Source organism: Mesorhizobium sp. NZP2298 (genome assembly GCF_013170825.1).
GTDB lineage: Bacteria > Pseudomonadota > Alphaproteobacteria > Rhizobiales > Rhizobiaceae > Mesorhizobium.
In genome coordinates, this window is record NZ_CP033365.1 from 2,942,652 (window position 1) to 2,957,167 (window position 14,516).

The following is a 14,516-nucleotide window of genomic DNA, read 5'->3' on the forward strand; positions in this document are numbered from 1 at the left end:
GACAAGCCATGTTTGCGGCCAAGGCCATCGACACCACGGACAAGGCCGCGTTCTACCGCGACCTCGCCGCTCAACTGAAGGCGCTGCTCGAAGGCGAAAGCGACTCGATCGCCAATGCCGCCAACACCGCGGCGCTGATCTTCCAGATGGTGCCCGACCTTAACTGGGCGGGCTTCTATTTCCTGGCCTCGGACGAGGAACTGGTGCTCGGGCCCTTCCAGGGCAAGCCGGCCTGCGTGCGCATCGCGGTCGGCAAGGGTGTGTGCGGAACGGCGGTCGAACTCGGCACCTCCATGCTGATCAAGGACGTGCACGATTTCCCCGGCCACATTGCCTGTGACGCGGATTCACGCTCGGAACTGGTCGTGCTGCTCGAAGACGATGAAGGCGTCTTCGGCGTGCTCGATCTCGACAGCCCGCTGCCCGGAAGGTTCGATCAGGCCGACCAGGCGGGTATCGAGAAGCTGGCAGCGATCTATGCGGCTGCGAGTTCGTTCGAGGATTGATCAGCCTACAAACTTCACCAGCATCAGGCTGAATCCGCCGATGAACAGGAAGGCCGAGAAGGCCAGCGCCAGCGGACGCAGGCCGCGCGAGCGCAGTTGCGAGATGTCGGCCTGCAGGCCCATGGCGGCGAGCCCCATGGTCAGCATGATGGTGGTGGCGAGCACTATTGCCGACTTCACTTCGGCGGGCACGGTGACCAGGCTGTTCAGTGCCACGACGGCGACGAAGGCGGCGACGAACCATGGCATGGGCGGGCGCGCCCCGGATTGATCGCCTGACTGGCCGCTGCTCGTCTTGCCGCGCGCCATCAGGCCGAGCGCGATGACCATCGGCGCCAGCATGGCGACGCGGGTGAGCTTGGCCACGGTGGCGATTTCGCCGGACTGGGTGCCGTTCTGGAAGCCGGCGCCGATGACCTGCGCCACCTCATGGATGGACGCGCCGGCCCACAGGCCGAAAGCGTGCTGGTCGAGGCCGAGCAGCGGCGCCAAGAGCGGGAAGCCGAGCATGGCGACGGTGCCGAACAGCGTGATCGAGGCGACGGCGTAGGTCACGTCCTCGTCGCGCGCATCGGTGACGATGTTGGTTGCGACGATGGCCGAGGCGCCGCAGATCGAGGTGCCGGCGGCGATCAGTTGCGCCAGCTTCCGGTCGACGCCGATCAGCCGGCCGAGCGTGATGGTGAAGAGGAAGGTGGCGCCAAGCGTGGCCGCCACGATGCCGACGCCGCCGGCGCCGATCGAAACGACCTGGCCGAGCGTCAGCTGGAAGCCGAGAAGCACGATGGCGAAGCGCAGCAGGCGCTTTTGCGAGAAGGCGATACCGGCCCTGGCGTGGGCAGGTGTGCCGAGCACGTTGGAATAGATCATGCCGGCAACGACGGCCAGGATCATCGGGCTGAACAGGGCAAAGCCGGAGACATCGTGCGCCGAGAAGGCGACCGCCGTGATCATTGCCACCAGCACGATGCCGGGGATGATGCCGTTCCACATCGAATCGAGGCGCTTGCGGCCGGCGGCCAGATCGGCAGGCATCAGGCTTTTCGGAATATCGTTCGCGATGCGGGCGGCGGAAGACAATGCAATTCTCCAGGCGGGTATGCCGGAGGAATGCCATTTCATATTCGATCTTTCCAACGAATTGTTATGGTTAGAATGATCGATTTTTACGAACGGTCGTCCGGCTACAACAATTCCTGCCACCGACGCGCGCCATGAATCACGCGCACGATCTCGGCACCGTCGTCGATCTGGCGATAGAGGATCAGTTAGTTTCCCGCAGGGAATGTGCGCAAGCCCGCTCGCACGTCCGGCCGGGCAACACCCATTCCCGGCATTTCGGCGATGCGCTGGCAATGGGCATGGATTTCGTCATACCAGCGCAGTGCCGCCGAGGGACTATCCTCGGCGATATAGAGCGCGATGGCTTCGATATCCGCTTCGGCTTCCGGCCGTAGGCGCAGTGTCATCGCGACGTGCGCTCGGCGATCCTGGCATCGAGCTTGCTTTTGATCCGAGCGAAGGCTTCGCCACCGTCGACGGCGTTACCGCTTGCCATACCTTCATCCCAAAGCCGGCCCAATTCGTCGACAGCCTGATCACGCTGCATCCGGCGAAATTTCCATTCGCGCAGCGCCTCACGCATGACTTCGCTCGCCGAGGCGTATTCGCCCGCCGCAACGACCTCCCGCATCATGCTTGCCATTTCAGGGGTGAGGGCAACGCTCACTTTCTCGACATTGGCCATCTGTGTCTTCTCCTGCGACACAAGGTAGGCAAGTTACCACCAGCTGCAAGGAGGAGACATTCATCGCACCCGAAATCAAATCTGCGCTTCGATCGCCGCCTTGTCGATGACCGACCACACGTTCCTGATCCGGTCATCCAGATACTCATAAAACACGTTCTCGCTGAACGAGACCTTTTTGCCGTTGATGGGCAAGCCGAAAAAGGTCCCCTTCGGCGTGCAGTTGAACTGAAGGCGGCTAGCGATGAAGGGTGGCTCGGCAATCAGCAGCTGGACGTCGAAATAGAGGTCCGGAATTTCCCGGAAATCCCGTTCCAGCATGGCGCGGTAGCCTGACAGGCCGACCCGGTCGCCATTATAGTGCACCTCGTCATGGACGAAGCGATGCAGCCTTTGCCAATCCTGGTTGTTGAGGCAGTCGATATAGCCTCGATAGAGGTCGGTTTGGGTCACGGCAACGGCTCCGGGTTCGTCAGATCCGGCAGGAAGATAGAACGACCGTGGGGACAGTCCAGATGGAGCGCTTCGGATTTCGAATTTGCCCGTCACCTTCCCCGGACGCTGGCGCTGCCGACCTTGGCAATTGAGTGGTCGCCGCCATACGTTCGGCCGGCCTTGACAGTCGTACGCTTCCTGTTCCAGCTTGGCCCCCATGTTCGCCCTCGCGCCCACCAACACCCAGCGACGCCGCCGCCCAGCACGGAGCGGCAAGCTGAATGCGCGACGACAAAACCCGGCACAATAAATCCGGTTCGTTCGTTTCCAGCCCCGCCCGCGACAACGCCGGCGGGGTTTTTCATGTCTGGAGTCTTGTGATGACGAATAATTCCATCCGGTTTCGGCCGGCCGAGCCCGCTGACGCTGCCGCGATCAGGGACATCGTGCGATCAGCCTATGCCAAATGGGTGCCGGTGATCGGCCGCGAGCCGCTGCCCATGCGCGCCGATTACGACAAGGCCGTTGCCGAGCATCCGTTCGATCTTGCAATCGCGGACGGCCGCGTCGTCGGCATGATCGAAACCGTGCTGGCCGACGACCACCTGTGGATCGAGAATGTCTGCGTGGCGCCACGGGCGCAGGGCAGGGGCATCGGCCGGCTGTTGCTGGAGCGGGCCGAACGGAAGGCGCTCGAAGCCGGTCGCCCGGAGCTGCGTCTGCTGACCAATGGTGCTTTCGCCGCCAATGTGTCGTTGTACAAATGGCACGGCTATGTGATCGACCGGGAGGAGCCATTCATGGGCGGCATGACGGTCTATATGAGCAAGAAATTGATACGATAGCGGCGATCGGAAGAACGAGACCGACAATGGCTGCCAGGATCAAATTGAAGCAACTTCCCGGGCTTTACGTGATCTCGCGGCTCGAGGCGGGCGACGGCATTCCCGCTTGGGCGGACGGACCGGGCTTCGTCAGCATCACCAGGACCGACGACGAGCTCTCGGTCGTCTGCCTGCAAGATCGCGTTCCGGATAGTGTCAGGCAGGACGGAGAATGGGTCGCCATCAAATTGCAGGGGCCCTTTGCTTTCGACGAAACCGGCATCGTGTTGTCGGTCATCCGGCCGCTGTCGGAAAACGGGCTGGGCATCTTCGTGGTATCCACCTTCGACGGCGATCATCTGCTGGTGAAAGCGGCGGATCAGGAAGCGGCGAGAAGGCTGTTGGGCGAGGCGGGACATACGCTGCTGTAATTCATCCCGACCTCTGCCATCGAAAACGGTCAGGTCCGCTGCGCCAAAGCGTCTGGCTCAATCACTGGCGTGCTGGCTCAACCGCTTCGGGGGTTGCGTTTGACAGCGGCGTTTGTGCATCGTTATTTCTAGCTGGATATCACGGCCGGAACGGCCCTGCGGCACCCCCAAGGAGAAAACCATGTCACACAATCTGCAGTTCTATATCGACGGCGCGTGGGTCGATCCTGTCGTGCCCAAGACGCTCGATGTCATCGATCCCTCGAACGAGGATGCCTTCGCGCAGATCTCGCTCGGCTCCAAGGCCGATGTCGACAAGGCGGTGGCCGCCGCCAAGCGCGCCTTCAATACATTCGGCTTCACCTCGGTCGAAGAGCGGCTCGACATCCTGAACCGCGTCATCGAGGTCTACAAGAAGCGCTCCAAGGACCTGGCGCTCGCCGTATCGCGCGAGATGGGCGCGCCGCGCCAGATGGCGCTCGACAGCCAGGTTGGCGTTGGCCTTGCACATCTGCAGAAGATGGCCGAGACGCTGAAGACCTTCCAGTTTCGCCACGTCAAGGGCAGCGCGCTGATCGTCAAGGAGCCTATCGGCGTCGTCGGCCTGATCACGCCGTGGAACTGGCCGCTGAACCAGATCACCTGCAAGGTCGGCCCCGCGCTCGCCGCAGGCTGCACCATGGTGCTGAAGCCGTCCGAAATCGCGCCGCTCGACGCCATCATCTTCGCCGAGATCATCGACGAGGCGGGCGTGCCGAAGGGCGTGTTCAACCTCGTCAACGGCGATGGCCCTGGCGTTGGCCAGGCACTGTCCAGCCACCCCGACGTGGACATGATGTCGTTCACCGGTTCGACCCGGGCCGGCATATTGGTGGCCAAGGCCGCCGCCGACACGGTCAAGCGCGTGCACCAGGAGCTTGGCGGCAAGTCGGCCAACATCCTGTTTCCGGATGTCGACCTCGCCACCGCGGTCACCAAGGGCGTCGCCGGCTGCTTCGGCAACAGCGGCCAGTCCTGCAACGCGCCGACCCGCATGTTCGTGCCGCGCGAGCGTCACGACGAGGCGGCGGGCTATGCCAAGGCGGCAGCCGAAAAGTTCGTGGTCGGCCCGGCCGACGGCGCCAACACCAAGCTTGGCCCTGTCGTCAGCCAGGTCCAGTTCGACAAGATCCAGGACCTGATCCAGAGCGGCATCGACGAGGGCGCGACGCTGGTCGCCGGCGGCCCCGGCCGCCCGGCCGAACTCAACCGCGGCTACTATATCAGGCCGACCGTGTTCGCCGACGTCACCCACGACATGCGCATCGCGCGCGAAGAGATCTTCGGCCCGGTGCTGGCGATCCTGCCCTATGACACGGTCGAACAGGCGGTCGAGCAGGCCAACGACACCGTCTACGGCCTTGCCTCCTACATCCAGGCCAAGGACATCCAGAAGGCCCGCGACGTGGCGGCGCGCATGCGTTCCGGCAACGTCTACATCAACTACCCGACCTGGGACGCCGGCCTGCCCTTCGGCGGCTACAAGCAGTCGGGCAATGGCCGCGAATACGCCGAATACGGACTTGAGGATTTCCTCGAGATCAAGGGCATCGCGGGGTACGAGGCGGCGGAATAACGCCGAGCCAGCGCGCCGCTTATGCGGCGCGCTGACCTTCCTACATGGTGCGGTGGAGTTGATTGCCGTGGCAATTTAGGTTCTCGTCACGCGTTCGAAACGAAGCGATTGCGTGGCGTATCTCTCTCTTCTTCTTGCCAATTGGCAAATGCATGCTATATCTCTGCCAATAGCAGGGTGAGCAACATGCAGCTTCAGTCCATCGTCACAACGCCGGCCACGGTCGGCAGCGCCATCTCGGATGAGGAGGCGGGCGCCCTGGCGCGCACCACGGTCAATCTGTTCAAAGCGTGGAACCTGACCGATCTGGAGGCCTGCATCCTGCTCGGCGGGATGTCCGCACGCACCTGGGCACGCTGGAAGGAAGGCGGCATCGGGCGGATCGACCGCGACCTGCGCACCCGCATGGCGCATCTGATGGGCATCCACAAAGGCTTGCGCTATCTCTTCACCGAGCCGGCGCGCGGTTATGCCTGGATCCGAAAGCCCAATGCCACTTTCGGCGGCCAGTCGGCGCTCGACCTGATGCTGCGCGGCGAAATCTCCGACCTTGCCGCCATGCGCGAATGGCTCGATGCGGAGCGTGGTGCATGGTGAGTGGGTTCGCGGTCCGGCGCCGCGTCCACTGGCACCAGACTTTTCGCATCATCCGCTCCATCCATCCGCCGATCGACCTGTTCGAGGACATTGCCGATCCGCGCGATTGGGAGGCGCTGGCGTCCGTCGAGGAGAAGACCAACCCGCGCATCCGGCTGGAGATCGGCGACCTCGGCAAGGTGGCGGCGGCCAGGCGGGTGTCCGGTCCCGGCGCCAGCTTCGTCATGGCGCCCTTCGTGCATTGTTCGACGCTGCGGCCGGGCCGCTTCTCCGATGGCAGCTATGGCCTCTATTATGCCGGCGACAGCGAGGATGTGGCGCTGGCCGAAACCATCCACCATCACCAGAATTTCATGCGCGCCACCAAGGAGGATCCGGGCTGGACGGCTGACTTTCGCGTGCTGATCGGCAGCGTCGACCGCGACCTCGATGACGTCAACGCCGTGCCCGGCGTGCTCGACCCGGACGATTACACCGCCTCGCAGGCGGAAGGGCAGGCGCTGCGGGCGCAAGGCAGCGACGGGCTGGTGTGGAACAGCGTGCGCATGCCGGACGGGCAATGCATCGGCATTTTCTGGCCCGACGTCATTCCGGTCCCGGTGCAGGGCCGGCACTACAGCTACCACTGGGATGGCAAGCGTGTGGATTTCGTGCGCCAGCACGATACGGGCAAGGTGCTGGCGGTCACCTGATGGGATGGCGGCGCGTTCGCCGCGGCGGCCGGCGCCCGGCGGCGCCATTTCCGGTTTCGTGCCCTGGCCGGAGATCAACATGCTGTGATTGCAGCAAATAATGGCATGGATTTCCTGCCATATCGCCTCCACCCGATCTATATATCGGTGGAGATCGATGCGAGGTGAAGATGGACCGCGACATCATATTGAAGGCGCTGGCGCATCCGGTTCGACGCGATGTCCTGGCGTGGCTGAAGGAGCCTGAAAAGCACTTCACCGCGCAGGAGCATCCGCTCGAAATGGGCGTCTGCGCCAGCCAGTTCGAACGTTGCGGCCTGGCGCAGTCCACCGTGTCGGCGCATCTGGCGACGCTTGCGTCGGCCGGCCTCGTCACCACGCGGCGGGTCGGCCAATGGGTGTTCTACAAGCGCAACGAAGAAACCATCGCCGCCTTTCAGGCCGCCTTGTCCGATCTCTGACGATCCTCCCCGCTTCCTCCCCGAATGCATGAAAGGCATTTCTCATGGCTACCCTTTTTGATCCCCTGCGGGTCGGCGACCTGGCGCTGGCGAACCGCATCGTCATGGCGCCGCTGACGCGCAATCGCTCGCCCAATGCGGTGCCCGGCGACCTGTCGGTGACCTACTACAGCCAGCGCGCCACGGCCGGCCTGATCGTGACGGAGGCCACCGCCATCAGCCATCAGGGCCAGGGGTACGCCGACGTGCCCGGCCTCTATGGCGCGGATCAGCTTGCCGGCTGGAAGCGCGTCACCGATGCCGTCCATAGAGCCGGCGGCAAGATCGTGGTCCAGCTCTGGCATGTGGGACGCATCTCGCACACCGCGTTGCAGCCCGGCGGCGGCAAACCGGTGGCGCCGTCCGCGATCAGGGCGAACTCCAAGACTTTCCTGGTCAAGCCCGATGGCAGCGGTGAGTTCGTCGAGACCTCCGAGCCGCGCGCGCTCGATGCGGCCGAACTCCCCGGCATCGTCGATGATTTTCGCCGCGCCGCCAAGGCGGCGATCGAGGTGGCGGGTTTTGACGGCGTCGAGATTCATGGCGCCAATGGCTATCTCATCGACCAGTTCCTGCGCTCCGGCACCAACCATCGCACCGATGACTATGGCGGCTCCATCGAGAACCGGACGCGCTTCCTGTTCGAGGTGGTCGACGCGGTAACGGGCGCTGTCGGTGCCGGCAGGACCGGGATCAGGCTGTCGCCGGTGACGCCCGCCAACGACACTTCGGATGCTGATCCGCAGCCGCTTTTCAACCACGCGGTGGCAGGCCTGGGCGGCCGCGGCCTGGCCTATGTCCATATCGTCGAAGGCGCGACCGGCGGCGCGCGCGATTTCAGCCAGGGCGACAAGCCGTTCGACTACGCAGAACTCAAGGCCAGCTATCGCAAGGCCGGCGGCACGGGCGCTTGGCTGGTGAACAATGGCTACGACAAGGAGTTGGCCGAAAAGGCTGTCGCCGACGGCTATGCCGACCTTGTCGCGTTCGGCAAGCTGTTCATCGCCAATCCCGACCTCGTCAGCCGGCTGAAGCGCAATGCCGACTTGAACACCCCGGACAAGGCGACGTTCTATGGCGGTGATGCCAAGGGCTATACGGACTATCCGACGGCGGCCTGAGCCGCCCATCCCAATGGCCTTTCGCCGGCCCACAACAGAAGAGTAGCGGCTCCCCATGCGGGGAGCCGCTCCGCCATCGCGCCGATGCGCGGCCGGATTGACATTCGGCCGAGAGGCACGGGCATTGAACTGGGCCTGGCTTGACCGGATTTCTTTTTTTACGGTGACTTGCGGCGATAGAGAATTTGCCTGATCAAGTCGACATCGTGCCCTGTCGCATTCGCCCAGAGAAGCGCGGTTGACCCTTGTGACGAAAGGGAGCAATGGCAGACAACCTCGTTGGCGACTGGAAAGTCCGCCGCACCATGATCGATTTCCTGGCCGGCGCGACCCACCGCTTCGCCGGCGACGCCGTGGTCACGGAAGATGCCTTCACCGAGCATGGAACCATGCGGATCGGATCCCAAGAAATGCCGGCAAGCCGGCGCTACCGGCTCGAGCAGCTCGACCATTCGACGCGCATTCTGCACGCCGATGGCCGCGACTTCATCGAGCTTGGGCCGGAGGCGGCGCAGACCGTCCGCCATCTCTGCGGCGCCGATCTCTATGTCGGGCGTTTCTTCTTTCGCGGACGGGACGAATGGGTGGAGGTCTGGCGGGTCAAAGGGCCGCGCAAGAACTATGCGAGCCTTGGGCGGTTCTTTCGCATCGACAACACCGGTCCATAGTCCTCAGGCCAGCGCCGCCGCCAGCAGTTTCGCTTGCGGTGTCAGTTGGTCGAAGCCGCGGGCGCAGAGATTGAGCTGGCGCGTCGCCCAGTCGTCGGTCAGCCGCAGGCTGCGTAGCCGGCGGGCCGAACGGCGCGCGGCGCTTTCCGGCACGATGGCGATGCCGGCGCCTTGCGCGACCAGCCGGCAGACATTGTCGAGGCCGGGCACGCGGATGCGAATATGCAGGTGGCCGCCAAGACGAGCGGCCTGGCGGGTGATGTGCTCCTGCAGCGCGTGGCCGAGGCCGAGGCCGACAAAGGATTCGCCCAGGATGCCGGCGAGGCTGACGGCATGCAGGCTGGGGAGGCCGGGCCAGTCGCGCGCGGCGATCACCATCAGCCGGTCGATGAAGAACGGTTTCTGCTCGAGATGCGACAGGCCGGCCCATGTCGCGGCGATGCCGAGATCGGCCGCACCGCTGGCCACCGCCTCGACGATCTCATGGCTGGGGCGTTCATCGAGATCGACGTCGATGCCGGAATGCGCCACCAGGAAGGCCGGCAGGATGTCGCGCAGCAGCTCGGCCGTGGCGGCGGTGTTGGCCATCAGCCGCACGCGCGCCCGCAGGCCGCCGGCATAGACGCCGAGGTCGCCGGCCATCGCCTCGATCTGGTTCTGCACGGCGCGCGCATGATGCAGCAACGCCTGGCCGGCCGCCGTCGGCACCACGCCACGGCGGCGGCGCTCCAAAAGCGGCGCGCCGAGCCGCTCCTCCATGCCCTTGATGCGGGCACTCGCCGAAGCCAGCGCCAGCCCGGCGAGTTCGGCGCCATGGGTGATGCTGCCGCGCTCGGCCACCAGCAGGAACAGCCGGAGATCGGTGAGGTCGAAGCGCATCCTTTTGTTCCCTGCAAAACAGTCTGGCGGTTCGGAAAGCCGGCTGACCCCGACGATCAGCCTTCGCCACAGCCGAAGGCTGGCAGCGCAACTTCCACATTGTGCGCGGTCCATATGTCAGTCAAATCATTCGCCATGGAGATGTGCGATGAGTGACGAGACCTCAGGCCGGCAGCCGCGATGCCGCGCCAAGACCCGGCCTTGATGCCGACGCGACGGACATGCTGCCGCATGACTGATCCCGTGGAGACGGTGCGGCCGTGCTGAGCGCCGACGTCATCGCGTGGATCGCCGCCGTCTTCCTCGCCGCCGGCTTCGTCAAGGGCGTTGTCGGCATGGGGCTGCCGACCGTGGCGATGGGGCTGCTGGCGGTAACCATGCCGCCGGCCGAGGCCGCCGCCCTGCTGTTGATTCCGTCGCTGGTCACCAATCTGTGGCAGTTGTTCACCGGCCCTTCCTTCGGCGGGCTCATCAGGCGGCTGTGGACGATGATGGCCGGTATCGTGCTTGGCACTGTCGCCGGGGCGGGGGTGCTCACCGGCGCGCATTCGGGCGCTGCCTCGGCAGGGCTCGGCGCGGCGCTGATGCTCTATGCCCTGCTCGGCCTGTTCAAGTTCGGCGTCACTGCGCCGGCGCGCCACGAGGCCTTGATGTCACCGCTGATCGGCGTGGCGACAGGGCTGGTCACCGGCGCCACCGGCGTCTTCGTCATTCCGGCGGTGCCCTATCTGCAATCGCTGCGGCTGGAGAAGGAAGACCTGATCCAGGCGCTCGGCCTGTCCTTCACCATATCGACGGTTGCGCTTGCCATCGGCTTGCTCCGGACAGGCGCCCTGGCGTCGCCGGCGACGCAACTGACGGGCTCGGTCCTGACGCTGGCGCCGGCACTGGCCGGCATGTTCATCGGCCAGGCACTGCGCCGGACAATGAGCGTCGAAACTTTCCGCACGGTGTTCCTGATCGGCCTGCTGATGCTGGGCGCCTACCTCGCGGGAGAGGCGCTGCACTAGCCGCGCTTGCGGCGCGCTCTATCGCACGACCAGCACCGGGATTGCGGTGTAGGACAGCACTTCCGCCGTCTGGCTGCCCAGAAGCAGCTTGCCCAGTCCGCGGCGGCCATGCGAGGCCATCACGATCAGGTCGCAGCCCAGCGCCTGCGACAGTTCCAGGATCGCCTCGGCGGGCCTTTTGTCCTCGACATGGACCACCTCGGCGGAGACGCCGGCCGCATCGGCCGAAGCCTTGCACTTGGCCAGAACCTCCTTGCCGTATTTGCGCGATTCTTCCTGGTAGACGGCCAGTTCATCGCCGGCGGCGTAGCCGGCCATGGCACCGCCCCAGGCGAAGATCGGGAATTGTTCCGAGACGGTGACGAAGGTGACGGCGGCGCCGATGCCCTTGGCCAATGTGAGGCCATGGGCGACGCCCTTGTCCGCCAGTTCCGATCCGTCGGTGGCGATGAGCAGATGTTTGTACATGGTGATCTGACCTGTTGTGCAAGGGCCGATGCCCTTGGGGTGGCGGGAGCCTTGGAGCGGCTTACCCTGATATAGTTGCGCGGCGGGCCTCCTCACAGGGCCAGCCCTATGTGGATCAGGGCCAGGCGAGGAGGGTGGGACCTGAAACCGGCGTAAGGCCGGTCCGATGCAGCCTGCCATTGGCGATGCGGCCGCCTTTCCGCAAACAATGCCGGTCCCAAACAATTGGCCGCCGGGCATGCCCGGCGGCCAATTGTGAAACCGTATGATCCCGTTCCAGGCTTAGAACGGCGTCGCCGGCAGCTCCTGGGTGCCTTCGAGCTTCACGGCCTGGAGCTCGTTCGCGTCATAGCCAAGGGCCCGCAGGATGGTGGGCGCTACCTGCGTCGTCTGCACCAGGGCTGGCACCGACCTCGGCTTGAGCGAAGGACCGCTGATGAGGAGCGCCACGTTGCGATCATTCGCATTGGCGCCACCGTGCTCGGCAATCTTTGAACCAGATGTGTAGACCACACCCGGATTGACCGTGGCTATGAAGTCCGGCGTACGGCTGTCGGTGGCCGGATCCTGATAGGCGAGAGCCAGTGCATTCGGCGGCTGGATCTGGGCGATGCCTTCAGCCTTGCTCGATTTCTCGAGATAATCCCGCGCCGCCGCGAGGTTCTTCACCCTGTCTTGCGGCTTGAGCCAGATCAGCGCGGCGTCGTCGGCGATGTGGAAGGCGTAGCCCGGTGTCTTCGTGTATGGATCATCGTCCAGTGGCTGGAACGTCGCCGGGTCGATAGGCGACTGGCCATGCTTCGAGGCCAGTATGATCAGGGTCGAGTCGGCGAGATGATTGCCCTTGAGTGCGGCCATCAGTTCGCCGAGGGCGCCGTCGACATAGGCGAGCTGCCCCGCAAGACCATTGCTCGGCGCGCCGCTGGCATCCACATAGCCGCCGACCAGACCGACCTCGTCGCCAGGACCGGCCTTGGGAAGCTTCTGCCCCACGCTGACCGCCTGGAAATTCATGCCGAAAAGCGCGGGAACCGCAACGTGATGCGTGCCGGTGCTGTCGAGGCCCTTGATTTCGTTGATCACCGCCTGGACCCGCGCTTCGTCAAAGTCACGTTCTGCCTTGAAGCTGCCCGTCGTCTTGACCTTCGTGCCGGGGATCAGGCTGTCCTGTTCCAACGCGTAGAGGTCGTCGACGCCCTTGCCTGAAGGTCCGTTCAACCATTCGTAGGCCGGGTGCTTGTCGGACCAGGCTGTGCGGCCACCATGAGCTTTCACGATCTCGAAGACGTTGTTGACCCGCACGAAATCATGCGGATAGACCACCGAGCACTTGCCTTTGACCAGCGTCATCGGCAACTTTGCCGGATCGATCTGGCTGCGGAAATCGCCCGGCTTGCCGCCACCATCAAGGCGCTTCGAATCGACGTCGATGTTCTCGGCGAAGGCCACTTCGGCACCCGGCTCGCCCTTGCAATCCGAGGCCGGCGCGAAATAGGTGCGGTCGTAGCTGTCGTCGTAGAACACGCCCGTCGATTTGGGCGTGCCGCCGGTCACCTGTGCGACAAAGCCAGGGAACGAGTCGGACGGGGCGCTGGTCAGCGCGTTGGGATAGAAAATCCCCGTATGGGCGAGCGCGGCGAACGAGCTTTTCGGATTTGCGGTGACATAGTTTGCCAGATCGAGTGCATGGAGCCCGTCGATACTGATGAGCAGTACGTGCTTGTAGGGTGCGGCGTTGGCGCTGGAAACAGACAGCGCGCCCGCCAACGCCGTCGTAAGCGTGCCGGCGGCCAGCGCCAGAGATAGCATTTTCATTGAAGTGTCCCTCATGTCGCGGCCCGCGATGGATCAGAAATAGGCGCGATGGATCAAGGATAGGTGCGGGCACATGACAGGTTCATGAAACTCGTTGGCAAAGGACCTTACGGATTGGTAAGGCGGCCAGCCCGCGGCTGGAGGTCCGGCCGGGACCGCCGCCATCCAAGCGGCGCGAGGCGCACGTGGCGAAGCGGCGCCGAAGTGCTGCGTTAGCCGCCGGGTCTTTCGCTGTGTTGTGCCGACCGCTACAGCTTGGCCTGACATCAACGAAAGGCAGCCCATGAGCAACGCGTATCCGCAAATCCATCTGGTCCGGCATGGCGAGACGGCGTGGAGCCTTTCGGGGCAGCACACCGGCCGCACCGACATGCCGCTGACGCCGGCGGGCGAAGCGGCCGCGCGGGGCGTGGCGGAGCGGCTCAAGGGCCTTTCGTTCTCGGCGGTGTGGTCGAGCCCCTCGCAGCGCGCCTACAACACCAGCGTGCTGGCCGGCTTTGGTGCGACAAGCGTCAGAAACGATGATCTGCAGGAGTGGGACTACGGCGCCTATGAGGGGCGCACGACCAAGGAGATCCTGGCCGAGCGGCCGGGCTGGACCGTCTTTCGCGACGGCTGCCCGCAAGGCGAGACGGCGGCCGATGTCGGCGCCCGCGCCGACAGGATCATCAAACAGCTTCGTGAAGCCGGTGGCTCGATCCTGATCTTCTCCAGCGCGCATTTCCTGCGCGTGCTCGCCGCCCGCTGGCTCGGCCTGCCGCCGGAAGGCGGCGCGCTGTTCGTGCTCGATACGGCCAGCATCAGCGTGCTCGGCTATGAGCATGACCTCAGCGAGCCGGTGGTGCGCAGGTGGAACCTGAAGTAGGGCGTACGCCCATGCATGACATTCAAGCGAAACTGCTGCTTTCCGTGCAACGTGCGCTGCTCGGCGCCGTTTCGCGCAGGCTTCGGGCGGTTACCTGTGCCTGGGAAGGGGTAGAGATCACGCTTCGCTTTGTGTTTGACGGCGAGCCCACCGATCAGGATTCTGAAGATGCCGGGATCGTTGCAGCCGAAGTGGCCGCCGACTTCCCGGCACCCTGGACCGTGGACGAGGACATCGCTCGACTGGACTATCCCGATGATCTGCGCCCAGGCGCGCTCGCGCTTTGGGCATTTCGGCGCAAGGAGAGCGCTACGGTGACAGGAAATCCCGACTGAACGATTGG

The 14,516-nt window shown here is 64.5% G+C and carries 19 protein-coding genes; 12 read left to right on the forward strand and 7 right to left on the reverse strand.

Annotated features, from left to right (window positions below; translation table 11 throughout):
* Nucleotides 1-8 precede the first annotated feature (8 nt).
* The gene (locus tag EB231_RS14195; RefSeq protein WP_172349351.1) at nucleotides 9-506 is read left to right on the forward strand and encodes a GAF domain-containing protein; all 498 of its coding nucleotides are present in this window, start codon (nucleotides 9-11) and stop codon (nucleotides 504-506) included.
* Here EB231_RS14195 and EB231_RS14200 read toward each other — a convergent pair whose 3' ends face one another.
* The 4 genes from EB231_RS14200 to EB231_RS14215 form a co-directional block, all read right to left on the reverse strand.
* Nucleotides 507-1,541: a YeiH family protein gene (locus tag EB231_RS14200; protein WP_445299319.1), complete on the reverse strand. Its 1,035-nt coding sequence runs from the start codon at nucleotides 1,539-1,541 to the stop codon at nucleotides 507-509.
* Between the two features lie 233 nt (nucleotides 1,542-1,774).
* Nucleotides 1,775-1,975, reverse strand: coding sequence for a type II toxin-antitoxin system RelE/ParE family toxin (locus tag EB231_RS14205; protein WP_246740946.1), 201 nt, complete (start codon nucleotides 1,973-1,975; stop codon nucleotides 1,775-1,777).
* Nucleotides 1,972-2,253, reverse strand: a complete 282-nt coding sequence (locus EB231_RS14210; protein ID WP_172349353.1) for a type II toxin-antitoxin system ParD family antitoxin — start codon at nucleotides 2,251-2,253, stop codon at nucleotides 1,972-1,974. The genes EB231_RS14205 and EB231_RS14210 overlap by 4 nt, the downstream gene beginning before the upstream one ends.
* Nucleotides 2,254-2,328: 75 nt before the next feature.
* The gene (locus tag EB231_RS14215; protein ID WP_172349354.1) at nucleotides 2,329-2,706 is read right to left on the reverse strand and encodes an ester cyclase; all 378 of its coding nucleotides are present in this window, start codon (nucleotides 2,704-2,706) and stop codon (nucleotides 2,329-2,331) included.
* A gap of 359 nt (nucleotides 2,707-3,065) precedes the next feature.
* Here EB231_RS14215 and EB231_RS14220 point away from each other — a divergent pair, with 359 nt between their 5' ends.
* The 8 genes from EB231_RS14220 to EB231_RS14255 all read left to right on the forward strand — a co-directional run bounded on the left by EB231_RS14220 (nucleotide 3,066) and on the right by EB231_RS14255 (nucleotide 9,136).
* A complete protein-coding gene (locus EB231_RS14220) occupies nucleotides 3,066-3,533 on the forward strand; it encodes a GNAT family N-acetyltransferase (protein ID WP_206681935.1) in 468 nt (155 codons plus the stop codon).
* 26 nt (nucleotides 3,534-3,559) lie between these two features.
* Nucleotides 3,560-3,943, forward strand: a complete 384-nt coding sequence (locus EB231_RS14225; protein ID WP_172349356.1) for an ACT domain-containing protein — start codon at nucleotides 3,560-3,562, stop codon at nucleotides 3,941-3,943.
* Nucleotides 3,944-4,124: 181 nt separating this feature from the next.
* Nucleotides 4,125-5,558 (forward strand): aldehyde dehydrogenase family protein, encoded by a 1,434-nt coding sequence (locus EB231_RS14230; protein WP_172349357.1) that lies wholly within the window; start codon nucleotides 4,125-4,127, stop codon nucleotides 5,556-5,558.
* Nucleotides 5,559-5,744: 186 nt separating this feature from the next.
* Nucleotides 5,745-6,155: an MbcA/ParS/Xre antitoxin family protein gene (locus tag EB231_RS14235; RefSeq protein ID WP_140611808.1), complete on the forward strand. Its 411-nt coding sequence runs from the start codon at nucleotides 5,745-5,747 to the stop codon at nucleotides 6,153-6,155.
* Nucleotides 6,149-6,847, forward strand: a complete 699-nt coding sequence (locus EB231_RS14240; protein WP_172349358.1) for an RES family NAD+ phosphorylase — start codon at nucleotides 6,149-6,151, stop codon at nucleotides 6,845-6,847. The genes EB231_RS14235 and EB231_RS14240 overlap by 7 nt, the downstream gene beginning before the upstream one ends.
* 170 nt (nucleotides 6,848-7,017) lie before the next feature.
* Nucleotides 7,018-7,308 carry an ArsR/SmtB family transcription factor gene (locus EB231_RS14245; RefSeq protein WP_140774151.1) on the forward strand — a complete coding sequence of 97 codons (291 nt, stop codon included), beginning with the start codon at nucleotides 7,018-7,020 and terminating at the stop codon, nucleotides 7,306-7,308.
* A gap of 44 nt (nucleotides 7,309-7,352) precedes the next feature.
* Nucleotides 7,353-8,468: an alkene reductase gene (locus EB231_RS14250; protein ID WP_172349359.1), complete on the forward strand. Its 1,116-nt coding sequence runs from the start codon at nucleotides 7,353-7,355 to the stop codon at nucleotides 8,466-8,468.
* Nucleotides 8,469-8,731: 263 nt separating this feature from the next.
* Nucleotides 8,732-9,136, forward strand: a complete 405-nt coding sequence (locus EB231_RS14255; protein ID WP_172349360.1) for a DUF6314 family protein — start codon at nucleotides 8,732-8,734, stop codon at nucleotides 9,134-9,136.
* Between the two features lie 3 nt (nucleotides 9,137-9,139).
* On the opposite strand, the gene EB231_RS14260 is transcribed toward EB231_RS14255, so the two are convergent.
* The gene (locus tag EB231_RS14260) at nucleotides 9,140-10,015 is read right to left on the reverse strand and encodes a LysR substrate-binding domain-containing protein (protein ID WP_172349361.1); all 876 of its coding nucleotides are present in this window, start codon (nucleotides 10,013-10,015) and stop codon (nucleotides 9,140-9,142) included.
* Between the two features lie 260 nt (nucleotides 10,016-10,275).
* Here EB231_RS14260 and EB231_RS14265 point away from each other — a divergent pair, with 260 nt between their 5' ends.
* Nucleotides 10,276-11,025, forward strand: coding sequence for a sulfite exporter TauE/SafE family protein (locus EB231_RS14265; RefSeq protein WP_172349362.1), 750 nt, complete (start codon nucleotides 10,276-10,278; stop codon nucleotides 11,023-11,025).
* A gap of 18 nt (nucleotides 11,026-11,043) precedes the next feature.
* On the opposite strand, the gene EB231_RS14270 is transcribed toward EB231_RS14265, so the two are convergent.
* On the reverse strand, nucleotides 11,044-11,493 hold the full coding sequence (locus EB231_RS14270; RefSeq protein WP_140774137.1) for a universal stress protein: 450 nt from the start codon (nucleotides 11,491-11,493) through the stop codon (nucleotides 11,044-11,046).
* A 282-nt stretch (nucleotides 11,494-11,775) separates the two neighbouring features.
* Nucleotides 11,776-13,308, reverse strand: a complete 1,533-nt coding sequence (locus EB231_RS14275; protein ID WP_172349363.1) for an alkaline phosphatase family protein — start codon at nucleotides 13,306-13,308, stop codon at nucleotides 11,776-11,778.
* A gap of 283 nt (nucleotides 13,309-13,591) precedes the next feature.
* On the opposite strand from EB231_RS14275, the gene EB231_RS14280 reads away from it, so the two are divergent.
* Both EB231_RS14280 and EB231_RS14285 read left to right on the forward strand, forming a co-directional pair.
* Nucleotides 13,592-14,173, forward strand: a complete 582-nt coding sequence (locus tag EB231_RS14280; RefSeq protein WP_172349364.1) for a histidine phosphatase family protein — start codon at nucleotides 13,592-13,594, stop codon at nucleotides 14,171-14,173.
* Between the two features lie 11 nt (nucleotides 14,174-14,184).
* Nucleotides 14,185-14,508, forward strand: coding sequence for a hypothetical protein (locus EB231_RS14285; RefSeq protein ID WP_172349365.1), 324 nt, complete (start codon nucleotides 14,185-14,187; stop codon nucleotides 14,506-14,508).
* The last annotated feature ends 8 nt before the right edge of the window (nucleotides 14,509-14,516 follow it).

What these genes read in the sequence shown, in the direction of transcription:
- EB231_RS14195 (WP_172349351.1), top strand. Translation starts at nt 9, where the DNA reads ATGTTTGCGGCCAAGGCCATCGACACCACGGACAAGGCCGCGTTCTAC.
- EB231_RS14200 (WP_445299319.1), bottom strand. Translation starts at nt 1,541, where the DNA reads ATGCCTGCCGATCTGGCCGCCGGCCGCAAGCGCCTCGATTCGATGTGG.
- EB231_RS14205 (WP_246740946.1), bottom strand. Translation starts at nt 1,975, where the DNA reads ATGACACTGCGCCTACGGCCGGAAGCCGAAGCGGATATCGAAGCCATC.
- EB231_RS14210 (WP_172349353.1), bottom strand. Translation starts at nt 2,253, where the DNA reads ATGGCCAATGTCGAGAAAGTGAGCGTTGCCCTCACCCCTGAAATGGCA.
- EB231_RS14225 (WP_172349356.1), top strand. Translation starts at nt 3,560, where the DNA reads ATGGCTGCCAGGATCAAATTGAAGCAACTTCCCGGGCTTTACGTGATC.
- EB231_RS14230 (WP_172349357.1), top strand. Translation starts at nt 4,125, where the DNA reads ATGTCACACAATCTGCAGTTCTATATCGACGGCGCGTGGGTCGATCCT.
- EB231_RS14235 (WP_140611808.1), top strand. Translation starts at nt 5,745, where the DNA reads ATGCAGCTTCAGTCCATCGTCACAACGCCGGCCACGGTCGGCAGCGCC.
- EB231_RS14240 (WP_172349358.1), top strand. Translation starts at nt 6,149, where the DNA reads ATGGTGAGTGGGTTCGCGGTCCGGCGCCGCGTCCACTGGCACCAGACT.
- EB231_RS14245 (WP_140774151.1), top strand. Translation starts at nt 7,018, where the DNA reads ATGGACCGCGACATCATATTGAAGGCGCTGGCGCATCCGGTTCGACGC.
- EB231_RS14250 (WP_172349359.1), top strand. Translation starts at nt 7,353, where the DNA reads ATGGCTACCCTTTTTGATCCCCTGCGGGTCGGCGACCTGGCGCTGGCG.
- EB231_RS14255 (WP_172349360.1), top strand. Translation starts at nt 8,732, where the DNA reads ATGGCAGACAACCTCGTTGGCGACTGGAAAGTCCGCCGCACCATGATC.
- EB231_RS14260 (WP_172349361.1), bottom strand. Translation starts at nt 10,015, where the DNA reads ATGCGCTTCGACCTCACCGATCTCCGGCTGTTCCTGCTGGTGGCCGAG.
- EB231_RS14270 (WP_140774137.1), bottom strand. Translation starts at nt 11,493, where the DNA reads ATGTACAAACATCTGCTCATCGCCACCGACGGATCGGAACTGGCGGAC.
- EB231_RS14275 (WP_172349363.1), bottom strand. Translation starts at nt 13,308, where the DNA reads ATGAAAATGCTATCTCTGGCGCTGGCCGCCGGCACGCTTACGACGGCG.
- EB231_RS14280 (WP_172349364.1), top strand. Translation starts at nt 13,592, where the DNA reads ATGAGCAACGCGTATCCGCAAATCCATCTGGTCCGGCATGGCGAGACG.
- EB231_RS14285 (WP_172349365.1), top strand. Translation starts at nt 14,185, where the DNA reads ATGCATGACATTCAAGCGAAACTGCTGCTTTCCGTGCAACGTGCGCTG.